The following is a 16,177-nucleotide window of genomic DNA, read 5'->3' on the forward strand; positions in this document are numbered from 1 at the left end:
AAAGGCCGAGGGAAGAACCAGGTGGACACCTATTATTTTGACGTGGAGAAGTGCAGACGGTGCCCGCTCCGGGAAGGCTGCTACAAGGAAGGCGCAAAGAGCAAAACGTATTCGGTAAGCATAAAGAGCCATGAACATTTGGCGCAGGCAGAGTTTCAGGAAAGCGAAGCCTTTAAGACCAAGGCTAAAGAACGATACAAGATTGAGGCCAAAAACAGTGAACTTAAGCATAGACACGGGTACGACGTTGCGTCCTCCTCGGGTCTGGTTGGCATGGAGATTCAGGGGGCGATGGCGATATTTGCGGTTAATGTAAAGCGAATACTGAAGCTTATGGGCTGAAAATGCTCACCTCCAGTGGGACAGTAAGCAAAAAAATACGATTTTCATTCGTGAAATCTGAATGAAAATCGTATTTTTTGATGTGTTCACTTTCGGTTACGTACAAAAGCCGTGTTTTTCAGTGGCCTCCAGATAATAGGGGGTTCTTTTTTTATGTTAAATTCACCTCTAAAATATTTATTTATTCCAATCATAATTGATGATACACCAAATTATGTCAATCATGATTTGGGAGATGAAGTTTTTTCATGATTAAAGGAAGGGTACAAGTGTGTGTTACTGCTCTAATAGCTGTATCATTGTTTTTTTTACATCATTAAGCCTTCCGATATCCGCAAATGCACAGGGGAAGCATCAAACATGTCAGTTCGGGGAGTCGATCAAATGGGCAGTAAAAGATGCTTTTAAACTGGCAAGCGAGGAAGTGTTTTCGGCATTATTGAGCTTTTTTTGGTGTTGCCGGAAATAAATGAGCCGTAGAGGTATTCTACGGCTCATTATCTGTGCAGACATGATAAATTCGTTCGCTAACGAGCCGACGGTCATGTAAACGAATTAAATCAAGTGATTAACATTGTAAATCCACGACGCATCAAGCTTTAATCTCCTCTTTATTGCCGGAGGCGTCAGCCTCCTCTTGATCCTCCTCATCCTCGCGCTCCCAAGCCATCGTGCGTTCCACGGCTTTTTTCCAGCCTTTGTAGAGCTTGTTTCGATTGGCTTCTTCCATTTGCGGAGAGAAGGTACGGTCCAGTTTTTTAGTCTTTTTCAAATCGTCGATATTCCAGAACTGGACGGCCAATCCGGCGAGGCTGGCTGCGCCGAACGCTGTTGTTTCCGTTACTTTTGGCCGCTCCACGTTGACGTCGAGCATGTCGGCTTGGAATTGCATGAGCAGATTGTTGGCAACCGCGCCTCCGTCAACGCGCAGCGCCTGCAGCGTAATACCGGAGTCGGCCTCCATCGCGCTCAGCACATCCTTCGTCTGATAGGAGAGCGATTCGAGCGTCGCCCGTACGATATGCTCCTTGCTGGAGCCGCGCGTCAAGCCGAAAATCGCTCCCCGCGCATACATATCCCAGTAAGGGGCGCCCAGCCCGACAAAGGCGGGCACGACATATACGCCGTCCGAGCTGTCCACTTTGCCCGCATAATATTCCGAATCGGGGGCGGAATCGATCATTTTCAGCCCGTCGCGCAGCCACTGTATCGCCGCTCCGGCAATAAAGATGCTGCCTTCAAGCGCATAGTTCACTTTGCCGTCGATCCCCCAGGCAATCGTCGTCAACAATCCGCTTTTCGAAGCGACGGCGCGCTCGCCCGTGTTCATCAGCATGAAGCAGCCCGTGCCATACGTGTTTTTCGCTTCGCCCGGTTCGAAGCAAGCCTGCCCGAACAGTGCTGCCTGCTGATCGCCCGCTACTCCGGCAATCGGAATCTCGGCTCCGCCGAACGTATGCTCATCGGTATAGCCGAAAATACCGCTCGAAGGTTTCACTTCCGGCAGCATCGCAGCCGGGATATCCAACCATTCCAGCAATTCTTCGTCCCATTCCAACTTGTTAATGTTGTACAACATGGTGCGGGATGCGTTCGAATAGTCGGTAGCGAACGTCGTGCCGCGCGTCAAATTCCAAATGAGCCACGTATCGACCGTGCCGAACAGCAGCTCGCCCTTCTCGGCCCGTTCCCGAGCGCCTTCCACATGGTCGAGAATCCATTTCACCTTCGTGCCGGAGAAATAAGCGTCCAATACGAGTCCCGTTTTTTCGCGAATCGGATCAGTAAGCCCGCGCGCAGCCAATTCATCGCAAATGCCGGACGTTCGCCGATCCTGCCATACGATGGCATTGTGAATCGGCTTGCCAGTATGTTTATCCCAGACGATGACCGTTTCCCGCTGGTTTGTAATCCCGATGGCTGTCACTTCTTGCGGCCGAATCCCGGTACGTTCCAGAACCTCGCGCGCAACGCCGCTCTGCGTGCCCCATATTTCCATCGGATCGTGCTCGACCCAGCCGGGTCGCGGATAGAGTTGCGTAAATTCCTTTTGCGCTACGCTGACAATATCGCCGGAATGATCGAACAGAATGGCTCGTGAGCTGGTTGTGCCTTGATCGAAAGCGAGTATGAATTTTTTGTCCATAATAAAATCCTCCTCATGGGTTATGGCGATGCACTAAATATAGGAATCGAGTTGAATCGTAAAAACGCATTACAGAAAAATGCGAAATATGAACTATTAAACAAAATAATCTCTTTGGTATGAAATTCGTGACCAATATATTAGAACATGAACGAATAAGCAAGCGCTCCAAGAACGCCTCCAACTACCGGACCCATGATCGGTACCCATGCATAGCTCCAATCAGAGGATCCTTTGCCTGCGATGGGCAGAACGGCGTGCGCAATGCGAGGGCCAAGATCGCGGGCAGGGTTAATCGCATACCCCGTAGTTCCGCCAAGCGACAGTCCGATGCTGACGATAAGGAAGCCGACGATAAACGGTTGTAAGCCGTCTGCAAATGTATTGCCACCAATGGCAAGCAGGCTGAACACGAAAATAAACGTGGCTATTACTTCGCTTAACAAATTGGCTCCTGTGCTGCGGATGGCCGGAGCTGTTGCGAACACCGCGAGCTTGGCAGCTTGATCGTCCGTCGCACGCCAATGCGGCAAATAATGCAGCCATACGAGCACGGCTCCGAGAAATGCGCCGATCATTTGCGCCGCAATATACAATGGAACTTGATCCCATGCGAACTTTCCGATGGCCGCCATTCCTAGCGTTACGGCCGGATTGAGGTGAGCCCCGCTTATGGACCCGACCGCATACACGGCAATGGCAACGGCGAGTCCCCATCCGAACCCGATTACGATCCAGCCGCTGTTTTCCGCTTTTGATTTTCGCAGCACGACGCCGGCCACTACACCATCACCCAGCACAATCAATAACAAGGTCCCTATTAACTCTCCCCAAAAAGGTGTCATCCCAAGTTCCTCCTTCGGACTATCTGTATGCGTTTTCAATTTGTAATTGCTGAATTGTTTTTTCCGCCGCACCCCCTGCAAACAAAAAAAAGATGGCCCAACATCATATACCCTTGCCGTAAGACAAAGATATGAAGTGGTCATCTCCAGTTTCTCATGCAACCGCTTTGCTATTAACTTAATTACAGTATATTCAACTATTTTTGAATTATCAACGAATAATGAGAAATTTTGTTAAAGAAACCTAGCTATGCGAAGAGAAAAGAAGGACTGAAGGAAGGGGAGTGCCGCATATCTCACTCCTGCATTGGATTTTGTGCAATGAAACGGTGACGTAAACCTCTTTGCAGTAGGTTTCACTGGAATTCATCCAGCGTTTTGACACTCTTGGAGCGGCAATCGCTGAGAATCAGGCGGATCCACTGGACAGAATACAGTCTACATGTCGTTTAACCCCTAATCCATACATTCTGCTGCATGTTTTCCAATGGAATTGCCTCGACCCCGGAAAATAAGTTTTGTTCAACTTTATATCGCTTATCTAGATCTAGCTTTAGCCTCAAATAACCTAACTAAATCCAACTAAATCTAACTAATCAAATTACCTAGTCTTATCTAGCTTATTTAACGTCTCAAGCTTGCCTAACATGTAATACTACTCTAGCTTGTCTCCGATGCTTTCAAAGCAAAATAAGGCGGCTTCAACCTGAAGCCGCCCAATAAACAATTTATAGTGCTTGCAGCACGAAATGCACCGCGAACAACACCGAGATGACGTAAAACAGCGGTTTTACTTCGCGCGCCTTTCCGACAGCGATTTGAAACAAGGCGTAGCTGACGAACCCAATCGCGATGCCATCCACGATGCTGTGCATGAGCGGGATGAACGCGATGATGAAGAACGCGGGGAGTCCCTCGGCCATAGGCTCGAAGCGAATCTTCTTCACGGCGGGCATCATCAAGCCGCCGATGAAGATGAGAATCGGCGCCACGGCCTGATCGGGCACGAATGTCAATAACGGCAGCGCCACGAGCGTAACCAGGAACAAGGACCCGGTCACGATGGAGGTCCAGCCCGTACGGCCTCCTGCCGAGATGCCTGCCGCCGTTTCGACCGTAGCTACGGTCGGGCTCGTGCCGAATATCCCGCAGGTGACGACCGACAGAGCGTTCGCCTGCATGGCGCGCTGGAAGCGCTCGGGACGGCCGCACATGTTCAATTGCGCGTTAATCAAGCCCACATTTTCGAACACGATGACCAACGTCATCGAGAAGACTGCAACGGCCATCGAAGCTGCGGACACACCTTGTAAGGTGAACTGCCCGAATACGTCGCCGTACACCGACCACGAGAATGTGCCGTTCGCTTCGGCACCAACCGCACCAGCTGCGCCGGACGATACGGCTCCCGTCACATAAGCAAGCGCGGTGCCGAAGATGATCGCGATCAGCAGATGCCCCGGCACTTTGCGCATGAACAGGATGCAAGTCAGCGCCAACGTGGCGAATGTGACCCACACGCCCGGCTCGCCGAACGATTGCACCGCAATGATGGTCGATGCGTCGGAGACGATGACGCCGCCTTTTTGCAGCCCAATCAGCACGAGCATCAAGCCGATGCCCACGGAAATGGCCTCCTGCAGCGATCCAGGAATAGCGGCCCTCAGCTGTTCGGCAAGCGAGGTGAAGCTGATAATGGTGAAGCAGATGCCCGACACCACTACAACCGCCAACGCCTGCTGCCATGTTAACCCCATACCATGCACGAGCGTGTACGTAAACATGGCGTTGATCCCCATGCCCGGCACGAGAATGATCGGAGCTTTGCCCCACCAGCCCATGATGAAGCAACCGGCGGCGGAGGCGAGTACGGTCGCGATAATGCCAGCTTCTTGAGGAATGCCGGCGTCGGCCAAGATCGATGCATTGACGATAATAATATAGACAATTGCAAAAAAGGAAACGACTCCAGCCAACAGCTCCTGACGCATCCCGCCAGCGGTTGACCGTACAGACGCGTTAGGCAAAGAACCGGAATCCGCCTGAGCGCGTGAGTGTTCTTTTTGGCGGACCAATGAAATACCCTCTTTCCATCGTAGCCCCTCACCCAACCCTTTCAATGTTATGAAAGATAGACAGCCTAAAGCCATCATGCGCTTATTGTAACACATACCATCTTCAAATAAACAAGGTTTACAGCCTCAATTAACATTGGCTATCAGGAACCTGAACAAAATAGTTATATGTCTGAAAGACTTACAAAAAAATTCGAGGTTAATGTCACCCAATACAAATTAACTTCTACAGCTTTAAAACATTAGTAAACACGCCATTAAAGAGGGGAGGAATCATGAGATAGTATTGTTTGTCAGCCCTTTTGCTCCAATCTCCCCTTTCATCAGAAAACCGATATCGAGGCGTCTCATAGGTTGGCGACCGCGAATAAAAGGTAGGTTATATCGCCGTAAGAATGGGTTGGTTTCGTATTAGCTTAATCGCTTTACAGAAAAATGTAAGCTTTCCTTAATGGACATGAGGCTGCATGAGTTCTGGCTCATTGCCGTCATAATCGGCCGCATCATACCAAGGTTACGAGACGGCACGTGCTTCGACCCTCGTTGTTATCCTTCCTGACCGTATGGGAGAATGGACATAAGGACTTGCATATGGTAAGTCCGTCAATTTTTTTCGCTCTAAAAGGAAAGGAGATTGCGCTTCTGAATAAAGGGGAGAGTGAAGCAAGAGATGAGACAGGCCTACCTGCTTCGAAAAGGGGATAGTGACGAAAATCGATTTGGTCGCATTACAGAGCTTAAACATTCCTTCATAGCTAAAACAGGCGAACAGTTAGATTTAATGAAATCCATTTTCTGTAGTTCGAATTTCATGTGTTTGGCAACTATACCCGCGTACATTTGCCAAAAAAGACGTCCGCGAATGCGGACGCCTGTATAATCAACGGTTAGGTCATTTTAAGTTACACCGACATAGAGTGCAGCGAAGCGTTCCGGCTGCCGAGCAGCAGCTTCGCCTGAGCGGCGGCGATACGAGCAAGCGGGATGCGGTACGTCGAGCAGCTGACATAATCGAGCCCGATCTCGTGGCAGAAGAGGATGGAATCGCGGTCCCCGCCATGCTCACCGCAAATGCCGGTCGTCAATTGAGGATTGGCAGCAATGCCGCGCTTCACAGCCAGCTCAATTAACTGGCCGACACCGGTCGTGTCCAGCACTTGGAACGGGTTGGCAGCCAGCACGCGGCGGTCGACGTAGTGGGTGAGGAACTTGCCCTCCGCGTCGTCGCGGCTGCAGCCGAACGTCATCTGCGTCAGATCGTTCGTGCCGAACGAGAAGAAATCGGCATGCTCTGCAATCTGACCGGCTGTAAGCGCGGCGCGCGGCACCTCGATCATCGTGCCGACACGGTAGGCGCAGCTGCGGCGCTCTGGACCGAGCACCCGCTCCGCGGTGCGCTCGATGAGATCGCGCAGCAGACGCAGCTCGGCAGCATGGCCGACGAGCGGCACCATAATGTCCGGCTGCACGCGCACGCCCTTGCGCAGCATGCGGGATGCCGCCAGGAACAGCGCCTCCACCTGCATTTCATAGATTTCCGGGAACAGAATGCCGAGGCGGCAGCCGCGTTGGCCGAGCATCGGGTTCGATTCGTGCAGCCCGCGCACCTTGCCGATTAAGCGCTCCAGCTCGCGCAGCTCTTCCGGCGTTCCCGCGCCTTGCACCGTCAGCTGCGTCTGCCGCACGACGAGCTCTTCCAGATTCGGCAGGAACTCATGCAGCGGCGGATCGAGCAGCCGTATCGTGACCGTCAAGCCGTCCATCGCCTCGAAGAGGCCTTCGAAGTCGTCCTGTTGCATCGGAAGCAGCTTCGCCAGCGCCTTCCGGCGCTCCGTCTCCGTCTCGGCGAGAATCATATCCTGCACGATCTGAAGCCGGTGCGTGGACATGAACATGTGCTCCGTCCGGCACAATCCGATGCCTTCGGCGCCAAGCGCGCGCGCCTTGGCGGCGTCTTCCGGCGCATCCGCGTTCGCATAGACGCGCAGCTCGCGTTCACGGTCGGCCCATTCCAGCAGCTGCAGGAACTCAGCCGACATATCCGCCTCGACGACCGGAACGGAGCCGGCAATGACCCGGCCTGATGTGCCGTCGATGGACAGCAGGTCGCCTTCGCGGAACGTCTGCGTCCCGATGACGATGAGCTTCTGCCCGAAGTCGAAGCACACGTCCTCGCAGCCCGAGACGCACGGCTTCCCCATGCTGCGGGCTACGACGGCCGCGTGGCTCGTCATGCCGCCCCGGCTCGTTAAGACGCCTTCCGCGGCGAGCACGCCGTGAATGTCCTCCGGCGTCGTCTCCGGCCGGACGAGAATAATACGCTCGCCAGCGGCGGCCAGGCGCTCGGCCTCGTCGGCGTCGAGCACGATGCGGCCGGAAGCGGCGCCCGGCGATGCAGGCAGGCCTGACGCAACGACGTCCAGCGTGGCATCGGGCGCAAGCGACGGATGCAGCAGATGCTCCAGCTGCGCGACGTCCGTCCGCAGCAAGGCCTCCTGCACCGTGATGAGCCCTTCCTTGACGAGAGCGACGGAGATAGCGACGGCGGCCTGTGCCGTCCGCTTGCCGGCCCGCGTCTGGAGGATGAACAGCTTGCCGCGCTCGACCGTGAACTCAATGTCCTGCATGTCGCGGTAGTGGCGCTCCAACTGTTCGGCAGCCTGTATCAGCTGCTCATACAGGTGCGGCATGTCGTCCTCCATCTTGGCAATCGGCTGCGGCGTACGGGTGCCGGCGACGACATCTTCTCCCTGGGCATCCGTCAAATATTCGCCGAACAGCACCCGCGCCCCGGTCGACGGGTGGCGGGTGAAGAGCACGCCTGTGCCGCTGTCCGCGCCGCGGTTGCCGAACACCATCGACTGGATGTTGACGGCCGTACCCTCGTCGTCCGGGATGTGGTGCAGCTTGCGGTATACCTGCGCACGGTGGTTGTTCCAGCTGCGGAATACCGCCTCGACGGCCAGTTGCAGCTGGACGTGCACATCTTGCGGGAACGGAGTGCCCACCGTTGCCTCCAAGCACTGCTTATAGCGCTGAACAAGCTCACGAAAGCCATCCGCCGTTACGTCCTGATCCTCCTGGGCGCCGCACTGCGCCTTCACATCGGCGAGGATGCGTTCGAATGCGTCGGACTCGACGCCGAACACGACATTGCCGAACATATGGATGAGCCGTCGATAGCAATCATAGGCGAAGCGTTCGTCGCCCGTGACGGCGGCAAGGCCCTGAACAGTGTCATCGTTCAGCCCAAGGTTCAGAATCGTATCCATCATGCCGGGCATGGAATGCACAGATCCGGATCGGACGGAGACGAGGAGCGGGTCGCCAGCGTCCCCGAACTGCTGGCCACGCGCCAGCTCGACCGCCTGCAGGGCGGCACGCGCGTCATCCATCAGGCTGTCTGGCAGCCGGTTCAGCGCATAGAAGGAGCGGCATGCTTCCGTCGTAATCGTGAAGCCTGGCGGTACTGGCAGGCCGATGCGGGTCATCTCAGCCAGATTGGCGCCCTTGCCGCCGAGCAGCGCCTTCATACCGGCATCCCCGTGCCGGAAATGACTAATCCAATTCGATTTCATTGCGCGTCTCCCCCGATTCCATCTATTTCACTGTCAGCGGCGCAGGCATCGCACCGATGGTAGTAGACGATCACTTTCTCAGTATCGACCTCTTCCAGCACCTTGTCGCACCGCTCGCACAGAATGACGCCCAGCATCACTGGGCTGCTGCTGTTGGACATGCGCTCTTCACTCCTTCCTGTATTAGATGGCGAGTCAAGTCGACGACTCGCGCCGCGTAAGCCCACTCGTTGTCATACCAAGCCAACAGCTTGATGTGCCGATCCTGCGCGATGAGCGACAAGCCGTCCACCACCGCGGATTTGTCGTTACCGATGAAGTCGGTCGAGACGAGGGGCTCGTCGCACCATTCCACATATCGGTCATGTCCGTCCCGAATCGCATGAAGGAACGCGAGTCGGACGTCGTCTGCTGTCACCGGCGTTTTCACCTCGGCCGTCAAGTCAACAAGCGAGACGTCTGGTGTCGGCACTCTCACGGAGATGCCCTGAACGGACGGCGCCAAATGCGGCAAAATGCCGGCGAGCGCCTTGCCCACTCCGGTGGACGTCGGGACCATCGATTGCGTGCATGCCCGCGCGCGGCGCAGGTCCTGATGAGGGTTGTCGAGATGCTTCTGGTCGTTCGTATAGGAATGGATGGTCGTCATCCAGCCGGAGACGACGCTGAACGAACGGTCGAGAATGTGAAGAACGGGCGCGAGACAGTTCGTCGTGCACGACGCGGCGGAAATGAGCTGGTGTGCCTCGTCATCATACATCTGTTCGTTGACGCCCATGACGACCGTTAGGTCGAGCTGCTTGCCGGGAGCGGTGACGATGACTTTCTCCGCGCCCGCTTCAATATGTTTAGAAGCACCCGGGCGATCTGTGAATTTGCCCGTTGCATCGATGGCGGTATGAATGCCGAGCCGTTGCCACGGCAACTCTGCCGGATCGGCTTCTGCCAATACCGGGATATGCGTATCATTAATAATGAGCGTATTGCCTTCAGTGGCAATATCCGCGTTCCATTTTCCGTGTATGGAGTCGTACTTGAGCAAGTGCGCGATGGTGGAAGCCGGGTAGAGGCTGTTCACTGCCCGGATGCGAAACGGTGAATCAGCTTCATCCATAGCCCGCCGAAACACGAGCCGCCCAATGCGGCCCATGCCGTTGACGGCAACTGGTAATGCCATTTCGATTCCTCCTTTAAGATGGAACATTGGTTTCTTTTTCCATTATGTAGTATATCACAAACATTAAATAATGTGTAATATATAATCGTTTATTTTTATATAATACGTCATAATGAAATAGGGTGTTCTATTTTCGATGGGCTCTTGCATATAGATCTTGCACTTTGCTCTTCGTTTATTGAGGATTAGGGGCGGATAATACTTGCAAAACGTCCGCGGGTTGACTATAATACTTGAAATGTAATGTATTGACTATAGTCAACGTTTATCCATGCAATGCTGAGATGGAGACAAGTACGCAGCACCGCTTATCAGGGAGGAGACGCCGAGGATTGAGAGCGTTTCTTGAGGACGGACTGCCGAAATTCACTCCGGAGCAGGGCCTTGAACGGCAGGCAGACCGCCTGTGCCAGTAGAGGTGCCCGGTGACGACCCGTTATCGTCGTAGCAAGTGAGACAGCACGTTCGCTTCGGCGCTGCAGGAGAGCAGCTCTATGCCAGAGTGTCGTGATGTCTAATAAGGGTGGTACCACGGCCTTCTCGTCCCTTGAGACAGAGAAGGCCTTTTTGTTTTGAGATGGAAACTAAAGGGAGGTCAACACCATGAAGGAGCGTTTACAGGCGCTGCGCGCTGAAGCGCTGGATAAGCTGCAGCAAGTGAAGGATGCGAACAATCTGAACGAGCTGCGCGTCAAATTTCTTGGTAAAAAAGGGGCGCTTACGGAAGTATTGCGCGGTATGGGTGGCTTGAGCGCGGAAGAGCGTCCGATGATCGGGCAAGTGGCGAACGAAGTCCGCGGCGCCATTGAGGAGTTTATTGAACAGAAGCAGGAGGCGTTCCAACGTGAAGAGACGGAGCGTCGTCTGCAGGAAGAGACGATTGACGTCACGCTGCCAGGCCGAACGTTGGCGCAAGGCGCGGTCCATCCGCTCAATAAAGTGGTAGAGCAAATCGAAGACATCTTCGTCGGCATGGGCTACACCGTTGCGGAAGGCCCGGAAGTGGAGCGGGACTATTATAACTTCGAGGCGCTCAATCTGCCGAAGGATCATCCAGCGCGCGACATGCAGGATTCCTTCTATATTACAGAAGATATTTTGATGCGCACGCAGACGTCTCCGGTGCAGATTCGCACGATGGAAGCGATGAAAGGCGACGTGCCGGTCAAAATCATTTGCCCAGGTCGTGTATACCGCCGCGACGATGACGATGCGACGCATTCGTTCATGTTCCATCAAATCGAAGGACTCGTCATCGACAAGAACATTCGCATGAGTGACTTGAAAGGAACATTGCTTCAATTTGCGCGTGAAATGTTCGGTCCGCATATGCAGATTCGCCTGCGTCCGAGCTTCTTCCCATTCACCGAGCCAAGCGTGGAAGTCGACGTCACCTGCATGAAGTGCGGCGGCAGCGGCTGCCGCATCTGCAAGCATACCGGCTGGATTGAAATTCTTGGTGCGGGCATGGTGCATCCGCGCGTGCTGGAAATGGGCGGCTACGATCCGGAAGTGTACTCCGGCTTCGCCTTCGGTATGGGTGTGGAGCGGATTGCGATGCTGAAATATGGCGTTGACGATATCCGCCACTTCTATACGAACGATATGAGATTCCTGAAGCAATTTGCTCGTATGTGACATTAAATACATGTTCAAAAAAGTGATTTTTTTGAACAACCTCTTAAATGAAAGGAAGAGAACGGTCATGAACGTATCTTACAAATGGCTATCGGAATATATCGATTTGACCGGCGTGTCCGCGGAAGAGCTTGCTGAACGGATGACGCGCGCAGGAATTGAGATTGATGTGGTGGAGAACCGCAATAAAGGGCTCGATAACATCGTGGTCGGTTATGTTGTATCCCGGGAGAAGCATCCCGATGCCGACAAATTGAATGTATGCAAGGTGGACACCGGAAGCGGCGAACATCTGCAAATCGTCTGTGGAGCGAAGAACGTCGATGCGGGACAGAAAGTGCCTGTCGCACAAATTGGCGCGGTAATGCCTGACGGTATGAAGATTAAGCGTGCCAAGCTGCGCGGCGTGGAATCTCAAGGGATGATCTGCTCGGCCAAAGAGCTGGCCATGAATGATAAGCTGCTCCCGAAGGAAATGCAGGAAGGCATTCTAGTGCTTCCAGAAGATACGGTGATTGGCACGCCGATTGCCGACGTCCTCGGCCTGAACGATCATGTGCTTGAGTTGGACCTGACGCCGAACCGTTCAGACTGCTTAAGCATGATCGGTGTTGCCTATGAAGTCGGAGCGTTGTTGGACCGTCCGGTGCGTCTGCCGGAAGACACGGTCAGCGAGTCCGCTGAACAAGCAAGCAGTACTGTTAGCGTTCGCATCAGTGCTCCTGACGCATGCAACCGATATGCGGCACGTTACATTACAAATGTCAGCATTAAGCCGTCGCCGCTCTGGCTGCAGAACCGACTGCTTGCGGCAGGCGTGCGTCCGATTAACAACATCGTTGACATTACGAACTTCGTCATGCTGGAATATGGGCAGCCGCTGCATGCTTTTGATGCGGACAAATTAAGCGGCAATGGCGCGATCGATGTGCGTTATGCACACGAAGGAGAGACGCTCGTTACGTTGGATGGGCAAGAGCGCAAGCTTGAGCCGCATATGCTGTTGATTACGGATGGCGTCAAGCCGATCGGGCTTGCCGGTGTAATGGGCGGCGAGAATTCTGAGGTGAGCGGCGACACCGTAAATATTTTGCTGGAGTCGGCTCATTTTGCAGGAAGCGTCGTGCGCAAGACATCGCGCCAGATGGGACTCCGATCGGAAGCGTCCCTCCGCTTCGAGAAGGAAGTGAATCCGGAAGCAGTCATTCCAGCGCTCAACCGGGCGGCAGATCTGATGCGTCAATTGGCAGGCGGCAGCATCGCTGCAGGCATTGTCGAGGAGACGGCACAGCCGCATGAACGCAGAACGGTCACTTTGACGCTGGACAAAACGAACCGCCTGCTCGGCACTGCGCTAACGGCGGCAGATGTGACGTCTATCCTGCAGCGTTTAGGGCTAGAAGCCGCTGAACCCGAAGCCAGCGTCTTTCATGTACGAGTGCCATCCCGCCGCGGCGATATTACGCGTGACGTCGATCTGATCGAAGAGGTGGCTCGCATTTACGGATATGACAACATCCCAACAACGGCGATTGAAGGTCCGACAACACCGGGACATCTGAACAAAGGTCAGACGATCCGCCGTGCGATTCGCGGATTGCTAACGGACAACGGATTGCATGAAGCGGTAACGTATTCGTTCACGCATCCGACTGAAACCGAGCTCTTCCCGACATTCATCGATGGGGCTGTTCCGGTTCGCCTGGCGATGCCGATGAGCGAAGAGCGAAGCGTGCTGCGCACAAGCTTGCTGCCAAGCTTGCTGGATGTGGCGGCGTATAACCGCAACCGCAAAACTGACGATGTGAAAGCGTTCGAGCTTGGCCGCTTGTACTTGACGTCGCAGGAAACACTGTCGGCCTTGGTGAAGGAAGAGCTGGTGCTTGGTCTTCTAATGACCGGCAAACGCAGCGCGGCACAGTGGAATATTAGCTCCGAAGCAGTTGATTTCTACGATGTGAAGGGTGTTGTGGATGCTCTTGCTTCGTACTTGGGGCTGGAAGGCCTCATCCGTTATGAGGCGAATCGTCCGCAGGGGCTGCACCCGGGCCGTTCGGCTTCCATGTATTTGATGGGTGCGGAAGGCGAGCAATATATCGGTATCATCGGACAAGTGCATCCGGAAATTCAACGTCAGAAGGATCTCGGCGAAACGTACGTGGCGGAGCTGCTGTTGCAGCCGCTGATGGAAGCAGCCGATTTCAACATTGCATACAAAGCGCTCCCTCGTTTCCCAGCAGTGGATCGTGACATCGCTGTCGTAGTCGACCGCAACGTGGAAGTGGGCCGATTGGTTACTACAGCAAAGGAAGCGGCTGGCGAATGGCTGGAATCTGTAGGGGTATTCGACATCTACACAGGCGATCGTATCGCAGAGGATAAGAAGAGCGTCGCGATTTCCCTCGTATACCGCCATGCGGAGCATACCTTTACCGATGAGGAAATTACCGATATCCACGGTCGTGTCATTGCGGCGCTTGAAACAACTTATAGCGCAGAATTGCGCAAATAGAACAGATGTTACCTAACATGTAAAGTGGATATAAACCATAAAAGGTGGGAAACGGATAATTTCCGTAACCCACCTTTTGCATTCATGGAAGGCATAAGCCTGTTACCAAGGGTTAATGACGCCGCCGCCAGAAAACATAGTGGCTACAGGTGTAACAATAACAGCAAGACAAAAAATTACAGCAGCCAGTTTACCATGCATTTTTTTCATATCATCTCTCCTATCTTGAGTTTTGAACCACTCAGGTGATTAAACATTGATTTGACCTTATGTAAATATTGCATGTTGTTAATAATGTCGGAATTTTCATGAATAGTGTCAAACAATACTTCAATGCATTCATAAGCATTTTTGTGCCTATCCACATTAACAAACATGGTAATGCTTTTCAGTAAGCAATCAACAGATTGCTCGTGAATTCCCGCCAGCTTAAAATATTCGCTTTTTTTCTTGTAGTAATGTGCATATTCTGTAATAAGGCAAGGGTTACTTGAATTTTCAATAAAGTCATATTCCCACTGAAACAGCTTTTCGACAGCGCTCAAATTGTTTTGTTGCAGGTATAAATCAAACAGGTCATAAATAATATTGACTTTGTGAGCGGACTTTTCCAAGCATTGTTCCAATTGATTAATGGCTAAATCAACGTGGCCTTTTTTTCCGTTTAACTTAGCTGTCATAAAATCTGCGTTTTCTTGTACAAATGGGAATTGGAACGTGCAGTATTGCTGGAGATATCGTTCCGCCATGTCGTAATTGTTCAAAAAATAGTGTGAAAAGGAAATGAAAGAAATAGAGTGTGCTTTGATGGCGCTGTCAGTTGTATCCAATATTAATACTTGATTGCAATATTCAATAGCTTCTTTGTATTCTTTCAAATGATACGAATGGGCACCCAACTTGTAATAGAGTGTAATCTGTTCTTCCAATGAAAGAAATTGAACATAATGCGTAATGTTTTTTCCTGTATAGTAGGTTGTCTGCATTTTGCCGAAATCATCGCGTTCAATTAAATATTCCTGTAGCAGCGCCTTGGCGAAGTACGTTTGAATGCCGTGAGTGCGAGCGTATTTTATGATGAGCTTGTACAGGGAAAGTCTGACTGTTGGCGCATCCTCAATGGAACCTGTGAACTTATACAGTTCATCCACTAATCCAATACTGTCTTTTTTTTCGTCACGAAGAAACTGAGCGGCAATCTTAGTGGATAATGACGGAGCGCTGGTTATGGACTCTTTCAAGATGGACATAAGCACATCAGCTCTCTGCTCAACGGAGAGATATAATTCGACAATGTTTGGATATGCGATATCAAAGACACTTAAAAGGGCGTGCATCGTTTTAAATTCTGGGCGCTTCGTTTCGCCGTTCTCGATTTTAGAAGTGATGCCTTTGGCGACTCCTGTCATAGCCTCTAACTGGACTAATGTTAAATTGGCCTCTTGTCTGCATGTTCTGATGAATTCGCCAATAGTTGTAAATTGAAGCGACTCAGCCTTCATATCATCACCTCTTCAAACCTGTAGGTATCATTACATCAACGATACCAAATAATGTCTTATAAGTAAATATCCTTTGGTCAAATAATGTCGGATGGTAAGAGCAATGATCTTGTTTGCAGCGGCATGAGCCATGACAGAACCCATATTCCCTTGTCTCCTCCTCCATTGGATATAGTCATTTGAGAGGAAAAGTGATTTTGAGCAATAAAAGCGGGCTTTCTTCCTGTTCTTTCCTCTCGAGGGAACAAGGAAGGGCCCATTTCTTTTTTTGAGCCGTTATATATGAAATGAAACTTGACTTTCCGCTTTACGTAGCAGGAAATGAGGCTAAGCATATCGAACTTATAAGGTAAGATTTCGTT

General features: G+C 52.4%; 10 protein-coding genes. 3 read left to right on the forward strand and 7 right to left on the reverse strand.

Features of this window, described 5'->3' with window-relative positions; translation table 11 throughout:
* The coding region (locus LQV63_RS21895) for a transposase (RefSeq protein ID WP_233698304.1) at positions 1-342 on the forward strand (342 nt) is incomplete at its 5' end.
* Between the two features lie 592 nt (positions 343-934).
* Here the strand turns inward: LQV63_RS21895 and glpK are convergent.
* The 6 genes from glpK to gap all read right to left on the reverse strand — a co-directional run bounded on the left by glpK (position 935) and on the right by gap (position 10,163).
* A complete protein-coding gene (gene glpK, locus LQV63_RS21900) occupies positions 935-2,488 on the reverse strand; it encodes a glycerol kinase GlpK (RefSeq protein WP_233698305.1) in 1,554 nt (517 codons plus the stop codon).
* Between the two features lie 140 nt (positions 2,489-2,628).
* A complete protein-coding gene (locus LQV63_RS21905) occupies positions 2,629-3,333 on the reverse strand; it encodes an MIP/aquaporin family protein (RefSeq protein ID WP_233698306.1) in 705 nt (234 codons plus the stop codon).
* Between the two features lie 728 nt (positions 3,334-4,061).
* Complete coding sequence (locus LQV63_RS21910; protein ID WP_233698307.1) at positions 4,062-5,408, reverse strand: NCS2 family permease; 1,347 nt, start codon at positions 5,406-5,408, stop codon at positions 4,062-4,064.
* A 902-nt stretch (positions 5,409-6,310) separates the two neighbouring features.
* A complete protein-coding gene (ppdK, locus tag LQV63_RS21915) occupies positions 6,311-8,986 on the reverse strand; it encodes a pyruvate, phosphate dikinase (RefSeq protein WP_233698308.1) in 2,676 nt (891 codons plus the stop codon).
* Positions 8,983-9,147, reverse strand: coding sequence for a GapA-binding peptide SR1P (locus LQV63_RS21920; RefSeq protein WP_157259582.1), 165 nt, complete (start codon positions 9,145-9,147; stop codon positions 8,983-8,985). The genes ppdK and LQV63_RS21920 overlap by 4 nt, the downstream gene beginning before the upstream one ends.
* On the reverse strand, positions 9,123-10,163 hold the full coding sequence (gene gap, locus LQV63_RS21925) for a type I glyceraldehyde-3-phosphate dehydrogenase (RefSeq protein ID WP_019421761.1): 1,041 nt from the start codon (positions 10,161-10,163) through the stop codon (positions 9,123-9,125). The genes LQV63_RS21920 and gap overlap by 25 nt, the downstream gene beginning before the upstream one ends.
* A gap of 603 nt (positions 10,164-10,766) precedes the next feature.
* Between gap and pheS the strand changes: the two genes are divergently transcribed.
* Positions 10,767-11,801, forward strand: coding sequence for a phenylalanine--tRNA ligase subunit alpha (pheS, locus tag LQV63_RS21930; RefSeq protein ID WP_233698309.1), 1,035 nt, complete (start codon positions 10,767-10,769; stop codon positions 11,799-11,801).
* 67 nt (positions 11,802-11,868) lie between these two features.
* Positions 11,869-14,313 (forward strand): phenylalanine--tRNA ligase subunit beta, encoded by a 2,445-nt coding sequence (gene pheT, locus LQV63_RS21935; RefSeq protein ID WP_233698310.1) that lies wholly within the window; start codon positions 11,869-11,871, stop codon positions 14,311-14,313.
* Between the two features lie 206 nt (positions 14,314-14,519).
* Here pheT and LQV63_RS21940 read toward each other — a convergent pair whose 3' ends face one another.
* Positions 14,520-15,815: a helix-turn-helix domain-containing protein gene (locus LQV63_RS21940; RefSeq protein WP_019421765.1), complete on the reverse strand. Its 1,296-nt coding sequence runs from the start codon at positions 15,813-15,815 to the stop codon at positions 14,520-14,522.
* Positions 15,816-16,177 lie beyond the last annotated feature (362 nt).

Source organism: Paenibacillus profundus, from assembly GCF_021369635.1.
GTDB classification, from domain to species: domain Bacteria; phylum Bacillota; class Bacilli; order Paenibacillales; family Paenibacillaceae; genus Paenibacillus_B; species Paenibacillus_B profundus.

What these genes read in the sequence shown, in the direction of transcription:
- glpK (WP_233698305.1), bottom strand. Translation starts at nt 2,488, where the DNA reads ATGGACAAAAAATTCATACTCGCTTTCGATCAAGGCACAACCAGCTCA.
- LQV63_RS21905 (WP_233698306.1), bottom strand. Translation starts at nt 3,333, where the DNA reads ATGACACCTTTTTGGGGAGAGTTAATAGGGACCTTGTTATTGATTGTG.
- ppdK (WP_233698308.1), bottom strand. Translation starts at nt 8,986, where the DNA reads ATGAAATCGAATTGGATTAGTCATTTCCGGCACGGGGATGCCGGTATG.
- LQV63_RS21920 (WP_157259582.1), bottom strand. Translation starts at nt 9,147, where the DNA reads ATGTCCAACAGCAGCAGCCCAGTGATGCTGGGCGTCATTCTGTGCGAG.
- gap (WP_019421761.1), bottom strand. Translation starts at nt 10,163, where the DNA reads ATGGCATTACCAGTTGCCGTCAACGGCATGGGCCGCATTGGGCGGCTC.
- pheS (WP_233698309.1), top strand. Translation starts at nt 10,767, where the DNA reads ATGAAGGAGCGTTTACAGGCGCTGCGCGCTGAAGCGCTGGATAAGCTG.
- pheT (WP_233698310.1), top strand. Translation starts at nt 11,869, where the DNA reads ATGAACGTATCTTACAAATGGCTATCGGAATATATCGATTTGACCGGC.
- LQV63_RS21940 (WP_019421765.1), bottom strand. Translation starts at nt 15,815, where the DNA reads ATGAAGGCTGAGTCGCTTCAATTTACAACTATTGGCGAATTCATCAGA.